The organism is Ancylobacter sp. WKF20, from assembly GCF_029760895.1.
Lineage (GTDB): Bacteria > Pseudomonadota > Alphaproteobacteria > Rhizobiales > Xanthobacteraceae > Ancylobacter.
In genome coordinates, this window is the sequence record NZ_CP121679.1 from 1,224,690 (window position 1) to 1,241,214 (window position 16,525).

Annotated in this window: 26 protein-coding genes; 12 read left to right on the forward strand and 14 right to left on the reverse strand. The window is 66.7% G+C overall.

All coding sequences use genetic code 11. The features are described from left to right. Nucleotides 1-10: 10 nt before the first annotated feature. The 4 genes from AncyloWKF20_RS05550 to AncyloWKF20_RS05565 form a co-directional block, all read right to left on the reverse strand. Nucleotides 11-214, reverse strand: a complete 204-nt coding sequence (locus AncyloWKF20_RS05550) for a hypothetical protein (RefSeq protein ID WP_279316903.1) — start codon at nucleotides 212-214, stop codon at nucleotides 11-13. Beyond that, entirely contained in the window at nucleotides 199-624 is a 426-nt protein-coding gene (locus tag AncyloWKF20_RS05555; RefSeq protein WP_279316904.1) for a hypothetical protein, read from the reverse strand. The genes AncyloWKF20_RS05550 and AncyloWKF20_RS05555 overlap by 16 nt, the downstream gene beginning before the upstream one ends. Next, nucleotides 621-2,231, reverse strand: coding sequence for a hypothetical protein (locus AncyloWKF20_RS05560; RefSeq protein WP_279316905.1), 1,611 nt, complete (start codon nucleotides 2,229-2,231; stop codon nucleotides 621-623). Before AncyloWKF20_RS05560 ends, AncyloWKF20_RS05555 begins: the two co-directional genes overlap by 4 nt. Nucleotides 2,232-2,417: 186 nt before the next feature. Then, nucleotides 2,418-3,026: a hypothetical protein gene (locus tag AncyloWKF20_RS05565; protein ID WP_279316906.1), complete on the reverse strand. Its 609-nt coding sequence runs from the start codon at nucleotides 3,024-3,026 to the stop codon at nucleotides 2,418-2,420. 576 nt (nucleotides 3,027-3,602) lie between these two features. Between AncyloWKF20_RS05565 and AncyloWKF20_RS05570 the strand changes: the two genes are divergently transcribed. Both AncyloWKF20_RS05570 and AncyloWKF20_RS05575 read left to right on the forward strand, forming a co-directional pair. Next, a complete protein-coding gene (locus tag AncyloWKF20_RS05570; protein WP_279316907.1) occupies nucleotides 3,603-3,893 on the forward strand; it encodes a hypothetical protein in 291 nt (96 codons plus the stop codon). Between the two features lie 9 nt (nucleotides 3,894-3,902). Then, nucleotides 3,903-4,538, forward strand: a complete 636-nt coding sequence (locus AncyloWKF20_RS05575; RefSeq protein WP_279316908.1) for a hypothetical protein — start codon at nucleotides 3,903-3,905, stop codon at nucleotides 4,536-4,538. Here the strand turns inward: AncyloWKF20_RS05575 and AncyloWKF20_RS05580 are convergent. The 9 genes from AncyloWKF20_RS05580 to AncyloWKF20_RS05620 form a co-directional block, all read right to left on the reverse strand. Then, nucleotides 4,532-6,397, reverse strand: coding sequence for a hypothetical protein (locus AncyloWKF20_RS05580; RefSeq protein WP_279316909.1), 1,866 nt, complete (start codon nucleotides 6,395-6,397; stop codon nucleotides 4,532-4,534). The genes AncyloWKF20_RS05575 and AncyloWKF20_RS05580 overlap by 7 nt on opposite strands. Before the next feature lie 65 nt (nucleotides 6,398-6,462). Next, a complete protein-coding gene (locus AncyloWKF20_RS05585; protein WP_279316910.1) occupies nucleotides 6,463-7,389 on the reverse strand; it encodes a hypothetical protein in 927 nt (308 codons plus the stop codon). A 29-nt stretch (nucleotides 7,390-7,418) separates the two neighbouring features. Beyond that, nucleotides 7,419-8,552 carry a toprim domain-containing protein gene (locus AncyloWKF20_RS05590; RefSeq protein WP_279316911.1) on the reverse strand — a complete coding sequence of 378 codons (1,134 nt, stop codon included), beginning with the start codon at nucleotides 8,550-8,552 and terminating at the stop codon, nucleotides 7,419-7,421. 223 nt (nucleotides 8,553-8,775) lie between these two features. After that, nucleotides 8,776-9,009 (reverse strand): hypothetical protein, encoded by a 234-nt coding sequence (locus tag AncyloWKF20_RS05595; RefSeq protein ID WP_279316912.1) that lies wholly within the window; start codon nucleotides 9,007-9,009, stop codon nucleotides 8,776-8,778. Between the two features lie 10 nt (nucleotides 9,010-9,019). Continuing rightward, nucleotides 9,020-9,298, reverse strand: coding sequence for a DUF2312 domain-containing protein (locus tag AncyloWKF20_RS05600; protein WP_279316913.1), 279 nt, complete (start codon nucleotides 9,296-9,298; stop codon nucleotides 9,020-9,022). Nucleotides 9,299-9,313: 15 nt separating this feature from the next. Next, the gene (locus tag AncyloWKF20_RS05605) at nucleotides 9,314-9,760 is read right to left on the reverse strand and encodes a hypothetical protein (RefSeq protein WP_279316914.1); all 447 of its coding nucleotides are present in this window, start codon (nucleotides 9,758-9,760) and stop codon (nucleotides 9,314-9,316) included. Beyond that, on the reverse strand, nucleotides 9,750-10,016 hold the full coding sequence (locus AncyloWKF20_RS05610; RefSeq protein ID WP_279316915.1) for a hypothetical protein: 267 nt from the start codon (nucleotides 10,014-10,016) through the stop codon (nucleotides 9,750-9,752). Before AncyloWKF20_RS05610 ends, AncyloWKF20_RS05605 begins: the two co-directional genes overlap by 11 nt. After that, complete coding sequence (locus tag AncyloWKF20_RS05615) at nucleotides 10,013-10,582, reverse strand: helix-turn-helix domain-containing protein (protein WP_279316916.1); 570 nt, start codon at nucleotides 10,580-10,582, stop codon at nucleotides 10,013-10,015. Before AncyloWKF20_RS05615 ends, AncyloWKF20_RS05610 begins: the two co-directional genes overlap by 4 nt. Beyond that, nucleotides 10,579-10,788 (reverse strand): helix-turn-helix transcriptional regulator, encoded by a 210-nt coding sequence (locus AncyloWKF20_RS05620; RefSeq protein WP_279316917.1) that lies wholly within the window; start codon nucleotides 10,786-10,788, stop codon nucleotides 10,579-10,581. The genes AncyloWKF20_RS05615 and AncyloWKF20_RS05620 overlap by 4 nt, the downstream gene beginning before the upstream one ends. A 185-nt stretch (nucleotides 10,789-10,973) precedes the next feature. Here AncyloWKF20_RS05620 and AncyloWKF20_RS05625 point away from each other — a divergent pair, with 185 nt between their 5' ends. Further along, entirely contained in the window at nucleotides 10,974-11,654 is a 681-nt protein-coding gene (locus AncyloWKF20_RS05625) for a hypothetical protein (protein ID WP_279316918.1), read from the forward strand. Here AncyloWKF20_RS05625 and AncyloWKF20_RS05630 read toward each other — a convergent pair whose 3' ends face one another. Continuing rightward, nucleotides 11,655-12,005 carry a hypothetical protein gene (locus tag AncyloWKF20_RS05630; protein WP_279316919.1) on the reverse strand — a complete coding sequence of 117 codons (351 nt, stop codon included), beginning with the start codon at nucleotides 12,003-12,005 and terminating at the stop codon, nucleotides 11,655-11,657. A gap of 169 nt (nucleotides 12,006-12,174) precedes the next feature. Here AncyloWKF20_RS05630 and AncyloWKF20_RS05635 point away from each other — a divergent pair, with 169 nt between their 5' ends. From AncyloWKF20_RS05635 to AncyloWKF20_RS05675, 9 genes are read left to right on the forward strand one after another with little or no spacing between them, the layout of a single operon-like run. Then, nucleotides 12,175-12,585, forward strand: a complete 411-nt coding sequence (locus tag AncyloWKF20_RS05635) for a hypothetical protein (protein ID WP_279316920.1) — start codon at nucleotides 12,175-12,177, stop codon at nucleotides 12,583-12,585. Beyond that, entirely contained in the window at nucleotides 12,578-12,886 is a 309-nt protein-coding gene (locus AncyloWKF20_RS05640; RefSeq protein ID WP_279316921.1) for a hypothetical protein, read from the forward strand. The genes AncyloWKF20_RS05635 and AncyloWKF20_RS05640 overlap by 8 nt, the downstream gene beginning before the upstream one ends. Continuing rightward, a complete protein-coding gene (locus AncyloWKF20_RS05645) occupies nucleotides 12,879-13,310 on the forward strand; it encodes a helix-turn-helix transcriptional regulator (protein WP_279316922.1) in 432 nt (143 codons plus the stop codon). The genes AncyloWKF20_RS05640 and AncyloWKF20_RS05645 overlap by 8 nt, the downstream gene beginning before the upstream one ends. Next, the gene (locus AncyloWKF20_RS05650; protein ID WP_279316923.1) at nucleotides 13,307-13,618 is read left to right on the forward strand and encodes a hypothetical protein; all 312 of its coding nucleotides are present in this window, start codon (nucleotides 13,307-13,309) and stop codon (nucleotides 13,616-13,618) included. The genes AncyloWKF20_RS05645 and AncyloWKF20_RS05650 overlap by 4 nt, the downstream gene beginning before the upstream one ends. Continuing rightward, complete coding sequence (locus tag AncyloWKF20_RS05655; RefSeq protein ID WP_279316924.1) at nucleotides 13,615-14,040, forward strand: hypothetical protein; 426 nt, start codon at nucleotides 13,615-13,617, stop codon at nucleotides 14,038-14,040. Before AncyloWKF20_RS05650 ends, AncyloWKF20_RS05655 begins: the two co-directional genes overlap by 4 nt. Continuing rightward, nucleotides 14,037-14,291, forward strand: a complete 255-nt coding sequence (locus tag AncyloWKF20_RS05660) for a hypothetical protein (protein WP_279316925.1) — start codon at nucleotides 14,037-14,039, stop codon at nucleotides 14,289-14,291. Before AncyloWKF20_RS05655 ends, AncyloWKF20_RS05660 begins: the two co-directional genes overlap by 4 nt. Next, complete coding sequence (locus tag AncyloWKF20_RS05665; protein ID WP_279316926.1) at nucleotides 14,281-14,511, forward strand: hypothetical protein; 231 nt, start codon at nucleotides 14,281-14,283, stop codon at nucleotides 14,509-14,511. The genes AncyloWKF20_RS05660 and AncyloWKF20_RS05665 overlap by 11 nt, the downstream gene beginning before the upstream one ends. Continuing rightward, a complete protein-coding gene (locus AncyloWKF20_RS05670; RefSeq protein WP_279316927.1) occupies nucleotides 14,511-15,914 on the forward strand; it encodes a hypothetical protein in 1,404 nt (467 codons plus the stop codon). Before AncyloWKF20_RS05665 ends, AncyloWKF20_RS05670 begins: the two co-directional genes overlap by 1 nt. Continuing rightward, nucleotides 15,911-16,396 carry a GIY-YIG nuclease family protein gene (locus AncyloWKF20_RS05675; protein ID WP_267582407.1) on the forward strand — a complete coding sequence of 162 codons (486 nt, stop codon included), beginning with the start codon at nucleotides 15,911-15,913 and terminating at the stop codon, nucleotides 16,394-16,396. Before AncyloWKF20_RS05670 ends, AncyloWKF20_RS05675 begins: the two co-directional genes overlap by 4 nt. Nucleotides 16,397-16,525: the final 129 nt, after the last annotated feature.

The following is a 16,525-nucleotide window of genomic DNA, read 5'->3' on the forward strand; positions in this document are numbered from 1 at the left end:
TCCGTCCCCGTCAGTTCAGCGAGCCGGTGCCGTCTTCCTGCAGATAGGTCAGCATGGAGCGGCCGGTGCGGCGCCCGCGCCGCCCGCCCGTGGCCGCCAGTTCCTTGCTGGCCTCCTGGTCGCGCGCCAGCAGGCTCGCCAGCGCCGCGCCCTGCTGCGCGCCGGTGTCGGGCTTGTCACCCATGCCGAAGATCGACTTCACGGCGTTGCCCATCGGCTCCATCTCCAGATTTCAAGCCCGTCCGCGACGAGCGCTCGCTGAAAGCCCAGCATCCGGGCGATGCGCGCGCCGGCGGGCGTGCGCACGACGGTTTCCACCGGGCGAGGGTCACAGTGCGGCAGATCGAGCAGGGTCAACCGAGCGAGCCGGCGCAGCGCCACCATGTGCGGCGCGGCCTGCGGCGCCGCGTGGAACCAGCATTCCCACGCCTCCGCCATGGGCACGAAGCCCCCGACGAACAGCGCGCGGCCGTCCGGCCCGGTGATCGCGTAGCTCGGCCCCAGCGCGATCTGCCGGCAGGCCACGGCCCAGACGAAGGGCGACAGGTCGCCATAGACCTCGCCCAGGTCCACGCGCGTGCAGGGGGCGGCGAGGGTGAGGCCGGATAGGCTGAACCCGCTCATATGGCGAACACGTCGAAATCGCCGGGCCGCTGCGCCTGCGCGGGGTGCTCGGCTCGCTGGTGGGCGCGGCCGGCGCGGGCGGCGGTGTTGATGATGCCGTGCAACCCGACGAGATCCATCACGCCGTACTGGATCGCGTCCTGCACGTTGGAGAATTCGTTCTTCTCCGGGAGGGTGCGGAAATTGGCTTGCGGGTTCGCGCCGATCCGCACGAAGCGGTAGCCATAGCTGAAACCGCGCACGGTCCATTTGCAGTGCGGCGACACGACATAGGCCGGCAAATGCCCGTCTATCAGGGTGGTGAGCAGCTGGCGGACGCCATCGGTGCGCAGCCCGATGTCGTTGGATGCCGCCGGCAGCACGGGGATGCCGAGCGCCTTGCCAATGATCTCATTCCACGACATCTCCCCCTCTTCCTTGTCGGCGCCATGGATGGCGGAAGGATCGCAGACACCCGGCATCAACGGGTTCGAGCGGTACCGTTCCAGCAGGAGCTTGCTCAGCTCCCGTGCGAAACGGGTCGGGCCGACACCCTGACCGAGATACAGCTCATCGGTCTGGCGTAGCTGGCCGTTGGGCTGCGGCTGCAAGATGATCGCCGAAGGGTGGCCGCCCGCGTCGAGCGCGATCTTGATGGGCAGGTGAGGATCTGGGACCAGATCCTTCTTCGCGACGTGCAGCGTCTCGTTGAATTCGGGATAGACCGGGGTGCCGGAGCGGGAATAACCCCACTTGTTATGAATGAAACGGCGGGTCCACCAGTCAGGCTTGCCCTGCATCATCCGCTGGTAATAGTCACTTGGAAGGTTATGCAAGTTTTCGGCGTCGGCATCGAGCCCGCCGGGCTGGCGATAATAGCCCCACCCTTCCGGCTTATTCTCAACCAGCCGGTCGTGCAGGTAATTGTCCACATCCGGTGCGTTGAAATCCATCAGGATTTGCCCGGGCGGATCAATGCCGGGCGGCAGCATTCTTTTGGAGGGATAGCGCCGAATGCGCTGGGTCAGATAGTCCAGCACATCCGGGGACATCAGATCGGCCTCGTTCGGCCATCCCCATGTGCCTTCCCAGCCGCGCAGAATATCCTCGACGCGGGCCGCGCCGATGCCGACGAACTCGGTGATGCTTTCAAGCACGCGGTCGCCCGGCAGGCGGAAGCGCAGCGTGTGCACCGCCGGGCGGTCATTGCCGCCGGTGAAGGTCCAGGACGGATGGTCCTTTGGGAACCAGGTGAACCAGCTCGCCAGCGTGGTCTTTTCCAGCGTGCGGAAGCTGTCGCGCACCACCACGCCCTTGGCGCGCACGACCCCGTCCAGACAGGTCGGCATGGAGGCGGCGAAGGCCTGCGACGCGAAGATGCACGTCGTGGTCTTGCCGCCACCCACCGGGCCCATGATGCCCTTCACCAGCGAAGTGAAGTCGAGCGCGAACGCCTCGGAGACTGGCCCCGGCGGCTCCCAGGCTCGCAGAATTTCGGGCGCCTCGCTCATCGCCGCCCCCCGACCCGTTCCCGTCCTGCGGCAGGGGTGCCCGCACCCTCGAACCCCATCCCGACCGAACCCGCGCGGGTTGAACGGCCCGAAATCCGAAACGGTGTGCGAACGCACGCCCGGGCGGGCAGGGGTGGGGGGGCGCTTCGGGGGAGGCCTTGGGCGCCGTGCCGCCGCGCGACAGGGGGGGAGGGGGGTGCGGCGGCATGGGGTGCAGCAGGCGCCACCTGCGACGGCCGGACGGCTCGCCCTCGCGCGCGCGTGGGCACCGCGCGGCGATACCCATGATTTTCCATCATGAGGCTAATCGTCGTTTTCATCAGCATCTTCAATGCCTTCCGCCTCATAATGCGACCAGTCGTCATGCGACCCGCCGCGCTCGCTTTCGCTAAGTGCCTGATATTGCTGCGCATCCCGCGCGATGGCGTCGATGGACAGCACGCGCCGCCCATCCGTCGCCGCCGGCGCGCGCGTGCCTTCCCCGAAGTTCATCACCAGCGTCGGCATGACCGCCTGCCCGTGGTCATCGACTGCCGCCTGCTTCGCCGCGAGGTACGGCGCCAGCTCGGCCGCCGCGCGCAGCTGCAGGTTCATCGCTTCGAGCGGCTTGCAGCCCAGGTGCGTCGCCAGCTCCTTGGCATCCATGGAGTAGATCTCGGCCATGGCCTGCAGCGGATGGCAGTGCTTCGCCAGGATCAGCTTGCGGATGTCGCGGGTGACGCGGTTCTGGGCCCCGACCGGCCTTCCCGGTCCCGCCGGTTTCCGCACCTTGAGACCGAGCGGCGTCGCGGCCTCCTGCGCGCCCAGCAGGTCCAGCTGCTCGGCCGCGTCCGCGCCGGAATTTTCCGGCGTCGGCGTGCCCCTCAACTCCCCTGACACCACTGCCGCCACGCCGTGCTTCGGCTCGCTCACTTATCCACCCCGTTTTTAATTGGGTGTCGCGAGTGTCGCGGCTGGTGTCGCGGGTCAACTGATCGATTTCATTGATCTTTTTACTGTTTGATACACTTGCGACACTTGAGACACCTCTCTCTCTTAATGCGCCCGCTCGCGCGCGCACGCGTCACGTATTACGCGCGCGTGAGGTGTCGCGGTGTCGCAAGTGTCGCGCCCGTTGATTTATCAGGAGAATTTCGCTTGGAGGTGTCGCGGGCTGGTGTCGCGGTGTCTCACCCCCAGCCCATCGCCCGGCATAGCCGACCGCACCCATGCACCGTAGGGCCGCACCCCCTGCGTCAACTGTCCGCCGCGCCGCTGTCCCGCTGGATCAACCGAGCGATCATGAGGCGGCGGGGCGGACGGCCGCATGCGCGCCCCTCGGGCGCGCTGCGATGGACCGGCCGCGCGACTAGCGCGGCTCCGCTTAGAAGCCTTGGGCCCGGGTGCGGGCGGGCTATACCGGACGCTTAGGGCCGGGGCAGGGTTGCCATGTTCTCACTTCGTTCTATTTTGGCGCGCGGCAGAAGATGCAGGCAGGAACAGGCGCGGATGGTCGACCGGCTGTCGGAATATCCCTTTGTCACCGTGCGGGTGGCCTGCACGCTGTGTGACCGTCGCGGCAGCTACCGGCTGGCGCGGCTGGCGGCGAAGTACAGCGCGGAAATCAGCCTTGAGGCCCTGATCGAGTATCTAGCGGCCGATTGCCCGTGGCGCGGCCCGCATCGACGGCGCGATGCCCGGTGCGGCGCTCACTTTCCAGATCTATGGCGCGAGCCTCGGCCGCCGGATGAGCCCGGCCCGGTGAAGCTGCGCCTTGTGAAGGGCGGGCGTTCAGCATAATTCTTGTCTATGGGCAGGAATCAAGAGATATTCGATAAGCTAGAAGACGCTGCTATGCGAATACATTCTGATGTGCTTGTCGCATGTCAGACAAAGGCGGTGTTTGATGCGTTGAATGCGCGGTTACTGGAAGAGCCGCTTGGGACCACTCCATATAACCGCGTCTTTGTCGTTATAATTCATGCTCTGATGAGCCAACTAAGCCTCGCAGTAAGCAGGGTCTACGATCCCGACAACGGTCGAGATCGACTTACACTTCCGTTTGTTCTCAGTGCCCTAGAGGCATTCAGCGGATCGAGCGAGTTTGTAGATCGCTTCTCCCGTCAGAGGCCAGAGTTCGCTGATCTGGTTAGCGAACTGATAGCTGATATTTCCGCATGGATAAGATCCACTGAATTCAATGATGCAAAATTCAGGCTCAAGAGCCTGAGAGATGCCGCCCTTGCGCATTCGTTGAGCACGACGCCTGATGAGCCAACTTTTTTTCAGGTATATCTGTTGCTAGACAGAGCGCGAATTCTCGCCGAAAGAATAGTCATGGTGCTCCATAACGGTGACGCCTCCCATGACACGACAAAACTCGGTCAGCGCGCCGTGGACTTTTGGGTCAATGCGTTGGAGTTTGCTAGAAATCCCGGTCAGTGAGCCGCATCCCGCGCATCCGCGTCCATCTCTTCCAGCCGCCGCATGTTGATCAGCGTGCACCGGCGCTCCACGCCGTTGATCCGCGTCTTGTTCAGGGTCTTGCTCTTGATGATCGCGCCCGTGTGCTCGCCCTGCCGGAGCGCGCCGGACCAGGTGCCGGTGGAGCCGTCGCCGCCCCACGCTTCGCCCTTGAACACCTGGTTGATCTGCTGGCTTATGTTCGGCACGCACAGCACCCAGCCGCCGATCTGGCCCGGCAGCACGTCCTCGGCACGGCGCACCTTCAGGTCGATCTGGGCTAGCAGCTCGTTGGCGCCGCGTTCATCCAGCCCGCCCGGCACCTTGAGTTCATCGAGCAGGGCGCCCACCGTCTGCTGCCGCCCGCCGCGCCACGCATCGATACGCGAGGTGAGCAGGTGATTGAGACACCTGCGCCAATTCTCAAGCGCGTCGTCATGCTCCGGCAGGCTGGAAGGCGCGAGCATCTTGCCCCACTTGTCGAGCCCGCCGTCGATCGTGGGGAGTTTCAGCTCCTCGAGGAGTTCATCGCCCAGCAGGAGATCCGCGCAGGCCAGCAGCGCGCCGAACGTGTCCTGCCCTCGGCTGTCGTGCCCGCCGCGCGCCAGCGCCCCGCGATAGGCCTGATAGGTCTCGTCAAAGGCAGGCCAGCGGTCGATCAGCCGGCGCAGCACCATGCGGCCGACCGTCTCCTGGTCGACCACCGGCGGCTTGCCCGAAAAGCCCGCCTCGCGCGGCCGAAGGTGGACGATCGCCATGCGGCTCAAGTCCTGCGGCGGCACAGGCGGCATGTTGATGGCGCTCATGAAAAAGCAGTTCTTCGCGGTGAAGCTGGTGGCGACATGGTTGGAACCGCCACGGAACTGCACGGCGCCGCTCGCGGCGAGGCGGGCGAGGGCCACCACGCCCTTTACGCGCTCATTGTTGTGGCCGGCTTCCAGCTCGTCGACCGCGACCGGCAGGCTGTCCTGCCCGACGCGCTGATAGATGCCGGCCGGCGTCGTGTCGGCCGTGGCGTGCAGCGCGTCACCCAGCACGCCCTTCACCAGCGCCTGCAGCGAGGATTTGCCCACGCCGCGATCGCCGACCACAAACAGCATGGGGCGCCACGGCAGCGCCGCGCCAAGAAAGGATGACGCCAGCCAGCCCAGCACCAGCAGAGGGTCGATCTGCTGGCGCTCGAAGGTGAAGCTGTTCAGCGCTTCCACCAGCTGCGTCTGGCGCAGCATGTCGTCGGTCACCTCGCGCGGCCACGGCTCGGGAATGGCCGGCCGGCGCGGGTAGAACTGGCCGTCATAGTCGCCGGTCTGCTGCTCGCGCCCCTTCACGAAGATGGCTTCGCCGGCGTGATACACGAAGGTGCCGGCGCGATCCGTCCAGCCGCCCAGGCCGCGCACCCGGTTGGACGCGCTCCACATGCCGCGCTCGCCGGCGGCGCGGTACAGCGCATCGCGCACCGCCACCGTGTCGAAGCCGTCCACGGTCAGCTTCTTTGAAAAGCGCGGGAACGCCCAATAGAGATAGCCCATCCGGTTGAGGAACAGGCGCTGCACCTTGTTCTGGCCGAAGGCGTGGTCGCTGATGCTGGCGAGCTGGCCGAGCGCGTCGATCACATAGAGCACGTCGCCATCCATGCCTAGCACATGCACGGGGCAGTCGGGCGGCATGCCATCCTGCCCGGCAAGATGCTGCCACTGGCCCGGCGGCACCAGCTCGCCGTTTATCAGCATGCCCTTGCCGATCTCGGGATCGGAGGCGCGCCGCCGGCGCCGGCGCTCAATCTGCGCTTGGCCGTCGGCGAAGCTGGCGGCGATGGCGGCGGTGCCGGTGGCTGCGGACATTCAGGCCTCGGAATGCGGAAAGAGAGGGCGCGGCACAGGCCGCGCCCGGCACCAGGTGGGGAGGGTCAGTCGGCCGCGTCGGCGATGCTGCGCTTTTTCTTCGCCGGCTTCTTCTTGGCCGCGTGCGCGGCGGCGGCCTCGTCCGCCTTGGCCTGCGCCGCCGCGCGCTGCTCGTCCAGCTCGCCGATGCCGTCCGTCTGCTCGAAGATCGTGTCCTCGATGTCGACCGGCCGCGTGGTCACCGCCGGCGCCGGCGGCGGGTTTTTCTCGACGATCACGGCGTTGATCGTCGCGACCACCTCGCCGATGGCGGGGATAAGCCGCGCCGCCAGCTCGAAGCTGGCGCGATCGACGGGGAGAAGATGGTCGAAGGTACCGGTGACGATACCCAGCTCGCGCGCCTTGTTGAACAGCACCTCCGGTGCGGGTCGGCGGTCCAAGGCGTAGCCTATCAGCCGGCTCGCCTCCACTATCGACAGCTTGGTCAGCGGGCCGAGACCCGAAACAAAGTTCTGCGGCTCGCACTCTCCGATATAGGCCTGCTCTGCCGCCTCCAGCACCGGGGCGATCAGGGCGAAAACACCCTCGACGCTGGTCGGGGCCACCTCATGCCAATCCAACGCGGCAGGGCGCGCGCCGGCGGGCGGCACTCTCGGCACCTTCGCTTTCAGCTCGTCGATCTCGTTGAGCATGTCGAGCACCAGCTCGGCCGGATCATCCGCCGGCGTCCAGTCCTTCCAATCTGGGTGCTCGTGAACGACTGCGAGGGCGTCCATGAAGGATCGCCCGATCGCCTCCATGTCGGCACGTTCCTGCTCATCCTCGATCACAGCCGTGGCCGCATCCTGCTGCAGTTCGGCGGCAGCCTGCGTTTCCGGCCCTTCCGTCACGATGGCGGGCGTATCGGCACGTTCCTGCTCATCCTCGATCACAGCCGTGGCCACACCCTGCTGCAGTTCGGCGGCAGCCTGCGTTTCCGGCCCTTCCGTCACGATGGCGGGCGTATCTGTCTCACTCATGCTCATTCCTTTCCTAGAAGGGTGTCGTTGAGGTCTTTCCCGGTGTGGGCCTGCAGGCGCGCCATCGGCTTGCCGGCGCGGGCGAGCTGGGTCTCGGCGCGCTCAAGCTCGGCGAGCGCGGCGGCCTTGCCCCAGTCGTTCTGGGCGGCGATGTAGATCTCGCTCACGCAGGGCCGGTTCACCGGTTGCTGCGCCAGATTGCCGAGCGACACCGCGCCCCAGACGCGCAGTTCCGGCACCGCCAGCGCGGCCGACAGCGCGTCTTCCAGACCCTCGGTGATGCACAGCGGCCCGCTGACGCCGGCCGAATCCGCCTGGCAGGGATCGAGGCCGGAAGGCCCGTGCGCGATCCACATGGAAAGCCCCAGCTGCTCGGGATAGATCAGCTTCGGCTTGTCCACCGGCGCCTTGCCGCTGCCGTCCGGCTGCAGGAACGTGTAGTGCAGCGCCTTGAGCGAGCCAGCCGCGTCGCGCAGCGGCGTGACAATGGCGGGGTAGCGCGGGCCGGCCTGCACCTTGTAGCGCTGTTCGCGCCCGTTCTCGATCCGCGTGCCCCACTGCGCGCCCATCCACCATTCGGCGGCGGGCAGATAGCGCAGATCGCCGGAATAATGCGGCACCTTGTCGAGCGGGATGCCCCGGCTCTGCAGGTAGCGCCACGCCGGCGTGCCCGGCATCAGCAGCTTGGCACCCATCCACACCTGGTGCGCCCGCTGGTGGGCCGCGCGCCGGCGGCGTTCCTCGGCCTCGGCATTCTCCTGCTGCCGCTTGGCGCGGGCTTGCGCCGCCGCCTCGCGCTCGGCCGCGCTCATCGAACCGAGGCCGAGGAAATCGAGCAGCCAGTCCCGCGCGAAGACGAAATCGCTGATGGCTTTACCGTTCAGGTAGGCCACCAGGCCGAACACGTCGCCCTTCACCTTGTGGGGGTCGCCGAAATCCTTGAAGCCCCCGGCAGCGGTGCCGCGCGTCCACACACAGAGCGAGGCCGTGCGGTCCCGCCGCATCGGGTTGGAAACGAGGTAATGCGCCCGCCCGCCCCGATGGTGCCGCCCGCCCGGCGCGAGCTGGGCGAGAATGTCCTCGATGCGGTCCTGGGCGAGCGATTTCAGCTCGCCCTTGTCGACGCGGCGGGTCATAGGAACGACCCCGTGCTAGGAGCCGCCCCTCGCTGTGCATTGGGGTTCCGGTCAATGGCGCGGAGCACGTGACCGGCAATGCGCTCCATGCTCTCGCATGGGCGCCGTTCGTGGGTGCGGCAGGGGCAATAGCCGTGGTTCACGCCCTCGCAGACTGCGAAGGCGATGTGATCCTCAAGGTGCAACTGCACCGAAGCAGGGGCCGGCGCCGGGCGTCTCGCCATCAGCCGCCTCCCCTTCGACGAGGGCGAACATACAGGTTGTCGCTCGGCTGCTGACCTTGGGGCCATTGCACAAGGTCGGCGGTCTCGAAGCCTTTCGCCTCATAGTCGGCTGCCAACTTCTTCACGCGCGTCGTCTTCCCCGAACCGGGTGGCCCCGAGAACGTCTTCACGTGCCGCCAGCCGAAGCGGAGCATGTCGCTGTGGCTATGTTCAGACCCATCGAAGATGTGCATCGCGCGCCCCTCAGCTCAACATGCCGAGCGCCTGCATGTAGAGGTCCACGATGGCCTCATGCTCGGCGAGCTGGTCGGCGTCCTGCTTGCGGATGGCGAGGATTTGGCGCAGCGCCTTCACATCGAAGCCGGTGCCCTTCGCCTCGGCGAACACATCCTTGATGTCCTCGGCGATGGTCTTTTTCTCCTCCTCCAGCCGCTCGATGCGCTCGATGAAGGATTTCAGCTGCTCTTTCGCGAAGCCGGCGGCGGCGTCGGAAAGCGGCTGGTCGTTCGGAATGTCAGTCATGGTTCGTCCTCGCGTTCAGCCGCCGCACGTCGTGCAGGCGAACAGGCTCTCCTGAGTGGGCGGCACCGCCCGCGCGTCGGGTGTGCAGTCGCGCGCGGGCGGTGCTTCCTCTCCGGCCGGGGAGGGGGGATACAGGCCGGAAAGCGCGGCGCTGGCGGCGTCGATTTCCTCGAGCTGCCGGCGGTAAAGGGCGATGAACGCGGCGTAGCCGAGCGCCAGCGCGCGCGGCGTCGCCGGGGCGGTCAGCGTGCGCGGGTTGCCCGCCAGCACGGCGCCGGCGGCACGCTCGATCTGCTCGAAGCTGTACGGGCCGTTCACCGGCACGAAGCGGTCCTCGCCATCCCGCCGCGCCAGCGCCACCTGCGTCGTGCAGGTGGACACCAGCAGGTAGAAGGGCGGGCCCCGGTCCACATCCTCACGCGCGACGGTCGCGAGCACCTGAAACTTCAGCTCATCCGCCATGGCGCGGCCCTCCCATGGGAGAGCGGCGGGCCTCGCGGGCGAGCCGCAGCAGCACCGAGGCGGCATCCTGCGCCGCCACCAGCCACAGCGCCGCCGTCACCAGCACAGCGCCGAGGCACAGAAGCGGACTGCCCATCGCGCCGGCGACAACGCCGGCGGCAAGGCACAGGCCGGAAGTGAACAGCGCCGCAGCGCCAAGCGGGGAGAAGCACAGCGTTCCGGCATCGCCGGGCTGGGCAGGCATCAGCTCTTTCATGGGGTGTTTCCCGTCACGGCCACGGCGGCGCGGGTGAGCAGGGCGTCGATCGCGGGATCGTCGCGCATGTCTTCCACGGTGCGGGTGGCTTTGTGCACGCGCTGTTTGGACGTGCCGCAAGCCTCCGCCAGCGCGGTGAGCGAGACCTGCAGTTCGACATGGGCGAGGTAGAAGGCCAGCATCCGCGCCCGTGCCGCCTTCAACCAGGCGGGATCCATGGGGCGGGAGCATCCGTTGTCATCGGCGAGGGCAAGCGCAGCGTCCGCCCCCAGCTCGGTGGAGAGAAAAAGCACCGCGGCCCGCCAGAACGCGAAGATCAGGACAGGCCGCGGTGAGGGGGAGGAACCAGACCCGAGATGGTCCAGCGCCCGGGAGAGCTTGATCAGGGTGCGCGGCTGCGGCTCGCACTCGCCGCTGATGAGCCGGCGATAGGTGCGCTCTCCGATACCGGCGGCGACGCAGAGCGCCATCATAGTATGCCCGGCGCGCTGCCGGAGCGCTTCGATTGCCGGCACGGTTGACAATGACCGGCCATTTGATTTGCGGGACAGCGCCAGCGCGGTCATTCCGCCGCCTCCGCCGCTGCCGCGTCCGCCGCCTTGGCCTCGCCCAGCAGCACCTTGAGCCGGGCAAGCTGCTCGCGCTCATAGGCAATGAGCGCGGCTTCCATCCGCCGTAGCGTCGAGCGCCGGGGGTCCGTCTTGCCGTTCAGCGTGCGTTCCACAGTGGTCTTGTCGAGGCCCGACAGGACGGCGAGGTCTTTCTGAGACAAGCCTATCCTGTGAGCGCGCGACGCAATGTCGGCGGGTTCCATTTGCCCATCCGTTCAAAATCTGCAAGTTTGCAGATATCGATCTGATTTGCGGCGGCCCGTCAACATCAATGTTTAGTGTCCCCCACCATCCGCATTCGCTGCATATTGCGAGCCGCATTTGTGCAGCGCACAGGCGGACGGCGATGGGCGCGACGGCAAAGAACCCGGCTAAGGCCGCGAGCAAGACATCCGAGACGAAGCAGCAGCTGCGCGACCTGCATAAGGAGTGGGTCACGACGCTTGAGCGCACGCTCGGCATGAAGCCGTCGAAGATCGCGCATGAGGCGGGCCTGTCGGACACGACGCTCACCCGCATCTTCTGGGAAGACTACGCCGGCACCCTCTCGCAAATGACCATTGCCAAGGTGAAGGCGCGCTTCAGTGTGCCTGGTCCCGGCGAGGGGCAGGCGTCCGGCGCCATGCTTGGCTTCGGCGAGGGCGAGCAGGTCAGTTTCAGCAACGACAATGCCGGCGATGCCAACCTCGGCCGCATCGTGGAAGCCATGCGGGACGGGCGTAACGCCGTCGAGCCGTGGCGCATCCACTCGCGGGCGCTGGAAGATGAGGGCATTCGTCCCGGCGATATCGTGATGGTGGACCTCAACGGCACCCCGCAGGCGGGCGATGCCGTATGTGCCCAGGTCTATGATCTCCGGCGCGGCACGGCGGAAACGGTGTTCCGCATCTTCGAGCCGCCGTTTCTGGTCGCCGCCAGTTCCGATCCGAGCCTGCGCCGCCCTCTGCTGGTGGACAATGAGCGCGTGCTCATCATGGGCGTGGTCGTTGGCAGCGTCCGCCCTTGGCGCCTCGGCGCCGACCGCTGATCAGATCAGCACATCCATTGGTTCAATTGGCATACCGTTGATTTCTGCGGCGCGGACGCAGGCGTCCATGATCGTCTCAAGGTCGTCTGGGTGCCGCATCGCCAGACTCATCATGATTAGCGTCATGATTGTTCCACCATTTTTTGAGACCAATTGCGGGTAGTTAATACGAATTCCCTGCTCAATCGGAACAGCGAACGTCGCGATTATTTCACTGAGCGCGACATCCTCTTTGAATTTCAAGCTTGCATTAAAGGCCTCCCACTTGTCGCCGATGGTTTGGCAACAAGCTTGGGCCTGCACGATCACGCGCTCTTTTCGCCGTCGTTTGCCATTGAGCCAGCCGAACATGAGTGCTCTCCCGTGGAGAACATACGGTAGCCGAAGGCTCAAACGCGCTTCACGTGAAACAATGAAACCCAAAAGCTGCATACTTGCAGTTAGAAATCTGCACATGTAACGTCACCACGTCCGGTTGCTTCGCGGGCGCCGCTCGCGAGCCGGGCAGGAGACGTTCCCCATGCACATACCTGTCGATCCTCCCGCCGATCCGCTGGCCGAGCTGCTGCTGGGCACGGCCCAGAAGGTGGCTGAAGGTTCCAAGCTGCTCGGTGCCGAGGGCGTGTTCTGGCGCCTGTGCGGCCTGCAGTCCCCGCACGAAATCATCGACTTCGCGCATGCCGAGCGCGCGCGCGGCACCGGCGCCGAACATCTGATGGAAGGCGTCGCCGTCTGGCTCGCCAATCACGCCTTCAACATCGCGACCCAGACGGATCATCCCGAGATGGTGTGTCGCCTCATGGTGCAGGCGTTCGCCGTGCAGCTGCAGGCGGAGCTGAACAGCAAGGCCGTTGGCGTGTCGGTCGAGCCGGACGGCCGGCGCAACACAGTCACCGTCGCCGGCCTGCTGCGGAAGCCGCCCCATGGCTGAACCGCTCACCATGACCCTCGCGGATCTCGCGGAGCTGTTCCGGCGCTCGGTCGCCACCACCTCGCGCCATGTCGCCCGGCTGCAGAAGCAGGAGGCGTTTCCCGCGCCTCTGCCCGGGCGCAAGCCCAAGCTCTGGTCGCGCCACCAGGTGCAGGCCTGGCTGCGCGATCCGCAGCACGCCGCGCGCTCCGTCTCGCCGGCCGCCGCCAACGATGCGGCGCTCGATCCCGCTTTCGCACCGGAGAACGTGGCCGCCGCGCGCGCCCGTCTCGCCGCCCGCTATGGAGCCCCCCATGCTTGAGAGAACCCGCCTCCCGGCGATCGAGCAGCCCGACGCGGAGCTGACGCGCCTTCTCGCCGGCCGGCTGCGCGTTGCCCGCCAGCTCGCCGGCCTCACACAGGTGCAGGCCGGCGCCATCGTCGGCACCACCTGGCAGCAGTGGCAGAAATACGAGAACGGCCGCAACCGCATCTGCCCCGCCAAGCTCATGCGCTTCGCCTATGCCACCGGCCACACCGTCAGCTGGTTCTTCGACGTACTGGAAAACCCCATCACCGGCGACGAGCAGGAGATCGTGGCCCTGCTCGCCACCAATCCCGCCTTTGTCCGCGTGGTGCAGCTCTGGCGCACCCTGCCGCCGCCGGAACAGCGCACCGCGCTGGAAACCACCGAGCTGCTGGCCGCGCTCACCCGCGCGCTCGATGACCGGAGGATTGCGGCATGAAGATCGCGCCCCCGGAACAGCTCCGCCGCCTGATCGACCAGGTGGAGCGCAAGCTCGACAGCCTGCCCTATGCCGGCCGACTGGATCGGCCGGAGCGCATCGCCCGCCGGCTCGATGCCGGCGCCGAAGCGCTGGCCCGCCTGCGCCGCCGCAAGGGCGTGAAGGTGAACGATGGCTGGGGCGGCTTCGCCCTGCGCCTTGGCGGCATCCGCGTTACCTGCAAGAGCCGGAACCCGGAACTTGCCCTGCAAAGCTGGCTCAGCACCGCCCGCCGGCGGCTGGCCGAAATCGAAGGGGGGCGGGCATGAAGGAGCCGGAGATCAAATGGCAGATAACGATGGGTGATCAGATTACTACCACTCGTCGGCTGCAAAGCGGCGGGCAGGCGGGGCCATCGCCGGAAGATGCCGAGCTGGTGGCGAAGATCCGGAACGTCGCTGGGCTTCTGAGAATAAGCCCCTCAAGCGCGGTGCACTTTGCGTCTGACTTCCTGCCTCTCTTTCTGGAGCGGACGGCTCTCGCCATCTTGCGACTGGCGGAGGAAGCCGCGATGGCAAAGGCGGAACTGAACGCCTCCGAGCAGGAGCTAGCGGACCTTCAGACGGAGCTGGAACAGGACGAGAAGTCTGCCCAGATGGAGCGCGCACGGGCAACGGCTCCGCTCACGCTCACCGGCACGGATCCGCAGACCGGGCGCGTGATTACCTATGTGCGGGGGCCCAGCTCATGAACCCCATGCACACCGCCCCACGCGACGGCACGCCCTTCTGGGGCATCGTCGGCAATGACGCCATTGCCATGGTCTGGCACGAGGGTTTCGCCGCCTTCGTGTCCTCCTGGCACCGCATGACGATGGCGCCGGGCCTCACGATCGACGGCAAGGATTATCGGGACCACTCGCCCGTCACGCATGAGCCGAGGGGGTGGCTTCCGCTCCCTCGTTTCATCCGCTACCCGGCGGAGACCGGCTATGACGGGTGACAACGAGGCCGGCGCGCCAATGCGCCACTGGTGCGCCCTCATACAGTTCCCGGACAAGAAGCCGCTGATCTACGGCACTGTCTTCGCCCGCCACGGCGCACCGGAACATGAGGTGGAGCAGGCATTGCGCGCCTCGATCACCCAGCATCTGCCGGACGGCTGGACCCTCAAGTCCATGCTGCCCGGCGCCATCTTCTTTGTGCCGGAAGGAGAGGCCTGATGACCCGCTCGACGAAGCCCCGCAAGCGCGTGCTAGATTCCCGCCCCGTGCAGTCGAAGCAGGGCAGGGGGCAGGCCAGCATGGCGAAGCTCACCATTCGCATTCCCAACGTCTCATGGCGCGAGGGTCGGCCCCGGTTCAATCCGGGGCCCAAGCTGCGCGCCATCGGCTACAAGGGCGAGGATCTGCGCCACGCCGATGGCCGCTGGTTCACCCCGCAGGAGGCGGCGGATTGGGCCGAGGCGCGCGCGGCCGAAGTCGCCGGCCGGCGGCAGGCCAAGCTTGAGACCGGCCGGCTTCCCGCCCGCAAGCGTGCCCGCCACCAGACGATCGAGGGCCTGATCGAGGAATGGTTCGCCTCGCCCAAATTCACCGGCGGCGTGCACCAGGGCAAGCGGCAGCAGGATGGTCTCAGCCCCGCGACCATCGCCGACTATCGCTCCAAGCTACGCACGCTGGCGAAGCACGATCCGGCCTTCATGCAGGAGCCGCCGCCGGCGGTCACGCCCTCGATCGCGCAGGGCCTGTTCGATGATCTCTGGCAGGAGCGCGGCCTGCACACCGCGCGCGGCATCGTCGCCGCGCTCTCCGGCTGCTGGCGCTGGGCGAAATCGCGCGGCCGTGGCGCCATCGCCTTCAACCCGTGGCTGGAACTGGAAAAGCCCATGCCGGCGCCCCGGCTGGTGACATGGGAGGATTACGAAATCTCCGCCTTTGCCGCCGCCGCCGATCTGCTGGGCCGGCCGGAAATGGCGGACGCCGTGTTCCTCGGCGTCTTCACCGGCCAGCGGCAGGGTGACCGCCTCACGCTGGAACGCGCCGGCCGCGACGATGCGAGCCGCTATGTGTTCCGCCAGTCGAAGACCGGCGCCATCGTCGCCATTCCCGCCGCGCCCCAGCTCGCCACGCGCATGGAAGCCGCCGAGCGCCGGCGCTTCACTCTGGCGGTCATCGGCCGGCCGGGGCAGGGGGAGAGCCAGCAGGAGGCGGATGCACGCGCCCGGCGCCTCGTCATCGTCGACGAGACCGCCCGCCGCCCCTTCCTGCGCGACTGGTACAAGCATGTCTTCGCCGATATCCGGCAGGCGGCGGCGCGCGGCCTCATCCGGCAGGCGGATGGCACGCTGCAGCTCGGCCCGGAAAAGCCGCGCGGGCATGAGGCATGGACACTGCCGCCGTGCCCCTCGATCGCCGGCAAGCGCGATCAGGATCTGCGCGACACGGCCGTGACGTGGCTTGGCCGCGCCGGCTGCACCGTGCCGGAGATCGCCGCCATCACCGGCCACAAGATGGCGGGCATTCACGACGTGCTGCGCCACTACATGGCGACGCACCCCGAAATGGCCGATGACGCCATCAACAAGCTGGTCACGTGGATGGACAAGAAGGGCATGGCGGTATGAGCGCCGGTGTTCGGTACTTTGTCTGGCGCGACGGTCGGCCGCGCTGGAACCCGGGGCCGAGCCTGCGGGCGCGCGGCTTTGTCGGCAAGGATTTGAAGACGGATAGTGGCGAGTGGCTGGACCTCGGCGCAGCACTTGCCGCCGCGCAGCGCCTGAATGAGGCGGCCGGCCTGGGCGTCGCGGTGAAACGGCCGATGAAGGCGAAGCCTCGGGAGGGCGCCGAAGGGTTTGTCTACGCGCTGTTCACCGACGACGCTGTGAAGGTCGGATTTTCTCGTGACCCGTTCTCTCGCGTGGCCAACATGCGCACATCGCTTTCGAGCGACGTTGTCAGCCTGATAGCGGTGCGCGGTTCCCGCAGTGACGAGCGCCGCCTACACGAGGCGCTTAGCGAGCACAGGACAAGGGGCGAGTGGTTTAAGATAACGCCCACCGTGCAAGCTGCTCTTGACGATGCGCTTAAGTTCGTGCGACCGACATAAGACGCAATCGTGCGGTAACCACATGTCAATTGATGGTCTACCGCACAGTACGTTTCTGTAAGTGATTGATTTTATTACTTCACATTCAAACTTTTAATCATGGGGTCTTGGGTTCGAATCCCAACGGGC

What these genes read in the sequence shown, in the direction of transcription:
- AncyloWKF20_RS05550 (WP_279316903.1), bottom strand. Translation starts at nt 214, where the DNA reads ATGGGCAACGCCGTGAAGTCGATCTTCGGCATGGGTGACAAGCCCGAC.
- AncyloWKF20_RS05555 (WP_279316904.1), bottom strand. Translation starts at nt 624, where the DNA reads ATGAGCGGGTTCAGCCTATCCGGCCTCACCCTCGCCGCCCCCTGCACG.
- AncyloWKF20_RS05570 (WP_279316907.1), top strand. Translation starts at nt 3,603, where the DNA reads ATGGTCGACCGGCTGTCGGAATATCCCTTTGTCACCGTGCGGGTGGCC.
- AncyloWKF20_RS05575 (WP_279316908.1), top strand. Translation starts at nt 3,903, where the DNA reads ATGGGCAGGAATCAAGAGATATTCGATAAGCTAGAAGACGCTGCTATG.
- AncyloWKF20_RS05580 (WP_279316909.1), bottom strand. Translation starts at nt 6,397, where the DNA reads ATGTCCGCAGCCACCGGCACCGCCGCCATCGCCGCCAGCTTCGCCGAC.
- AncyloWKF20_RS05590 (WP_279316911.1), bottom strand. Translation starts at nt 8,552, where the DNA reads ATGACCCGCCGCGTCGACAAGGGCGAGCTGAAATCGCTCGCCCAGGAC.
- AncyloWKF20_RS05595 (WP_279316912.1), bottom strand. Translation starts at nt 9,009, where the DNA reads ATGCACATCTTCGATGGGTCTGAACATAGCCACAGCGACATGCTCCGC.
- AncyloWKF20_RS05600 (WP_279316913.1), bottom strand. Translation starts at nt 9,298, where the DNA reads ATGACTGACATTCCGAACGACCAGCCGCTTTCCGACGCCGCCGCCGGC.
- AncyloWKF20_RS05605 (WP_279316914.1), bottom strand. Translation starts at nt 9,760, where the DNA reads ATGGCGGATGAGCTGAAGTTTCAGGTGCTCGCGACCGTCGCGCGTGAG.
- AncyloWKF20_RS05610 (WP_279316915.1), bottom strand. Translation starts at nt 10,016, where the DNA reads ATGAAAGAGCTGATGCCTGCCCAGCCCGGCGATGCCGGAACGCTGTGC.
- AncyloWKF20_RS05615 (WP_279316916.1), bottom strand. Translation starts at nt 10,582, where the DNA reads ATGACCGCGCTGGCGCTGTCCCGCAAATCAAATGGCCGGTCATTGTCA.
- AncyloWKF20_RS05625 (WP_279316918.1), top strand. Translation starts at nt 10,974, where the DNA reads ATGGGCGCGACGGCAAAGAACCCGGCTAAGGCCGCGAGCAAGACATCC.
- AncyloWKF20_RS05630 (WP_279316919.1), bottom strand. Translation starts at nt 12,005, where the DNA reads ATGTTCGGCTGGCTCAATGGCAAACGACGGCGAAAAGAGCGCGTGATC.
- AncyloWKF20_RS05635 (WP_279316920.1), top strand. Translation starts at nt 12,175, where the DNA reads ATGCACATACCTGTCGATCCTCCCGCCGATCCGCTGGCCGAGCTGCTG.
- AncyloWKF20_RS05640 (WP_279316921.1), top strand. Translation starts at nt 12,578, where the DNA reads ATGGCTGAACCGCTCACCATGACCCTCGCGGATCTCGCGGAGCTGTTC.
- AncyloWKF20_RS05645 (WP_279316922.1), top strand. Translation starts at nt 12,879, where the DNA reads ATGCTTGAGAGAACCCGCCTCCCGGCGATCGAGCAGCCCGACGCGGAG.
- AncyloWKF20_RS05650 (WP_279316923.1), top strand. Translation starts at nt 13,307, where the DNA reads ATGAAGATCGCGCCCCCGGAACAGCTCCGCCGCCTGATCGACCAGGTG.
- AncyloWKF20_RS05655 (WP_279316924.1), top strand. Translation starts at nt 13,615, where the DNA reads ATGAAGGAGCCGGAGATCAAATGGCAGATAACGATGGGTGATCAGATT.
- AncyloWKF20_RS05660 (WP_279316925.1), top strand. Translation starts at nt 14,037, where the DNA reads ATGAACCCCATGCACACCGCCCCACGCGACGGCACGCCCTTCTGGGGC.
- AncyloWKF20_RS05665 (WP_279316926.1), top strand. Translation starts at nt 14,281, where the DNA reads ATGACGGGTGACAACGAGGCCGGCGCGCCAATGCGCCACTGGTGCGCC.
- AncyloWKF20_RS05670 (WP_279316927.1), top strand. Translation starts at nt 14,511, where the DNA reads ATGACCCGCTCGACGAAGCCCCGCAAGCGCGTGCTAGATTCCCGCCCC.
- AncyloWKF20_RS05675 (WP_267582407.1), top strand. Translation starts at nt 15,911, where the DNA reads ATGAGCGCCGGTGTTCGGTACTTTGTCTGGCGCGACGGTCGGCCGCGC.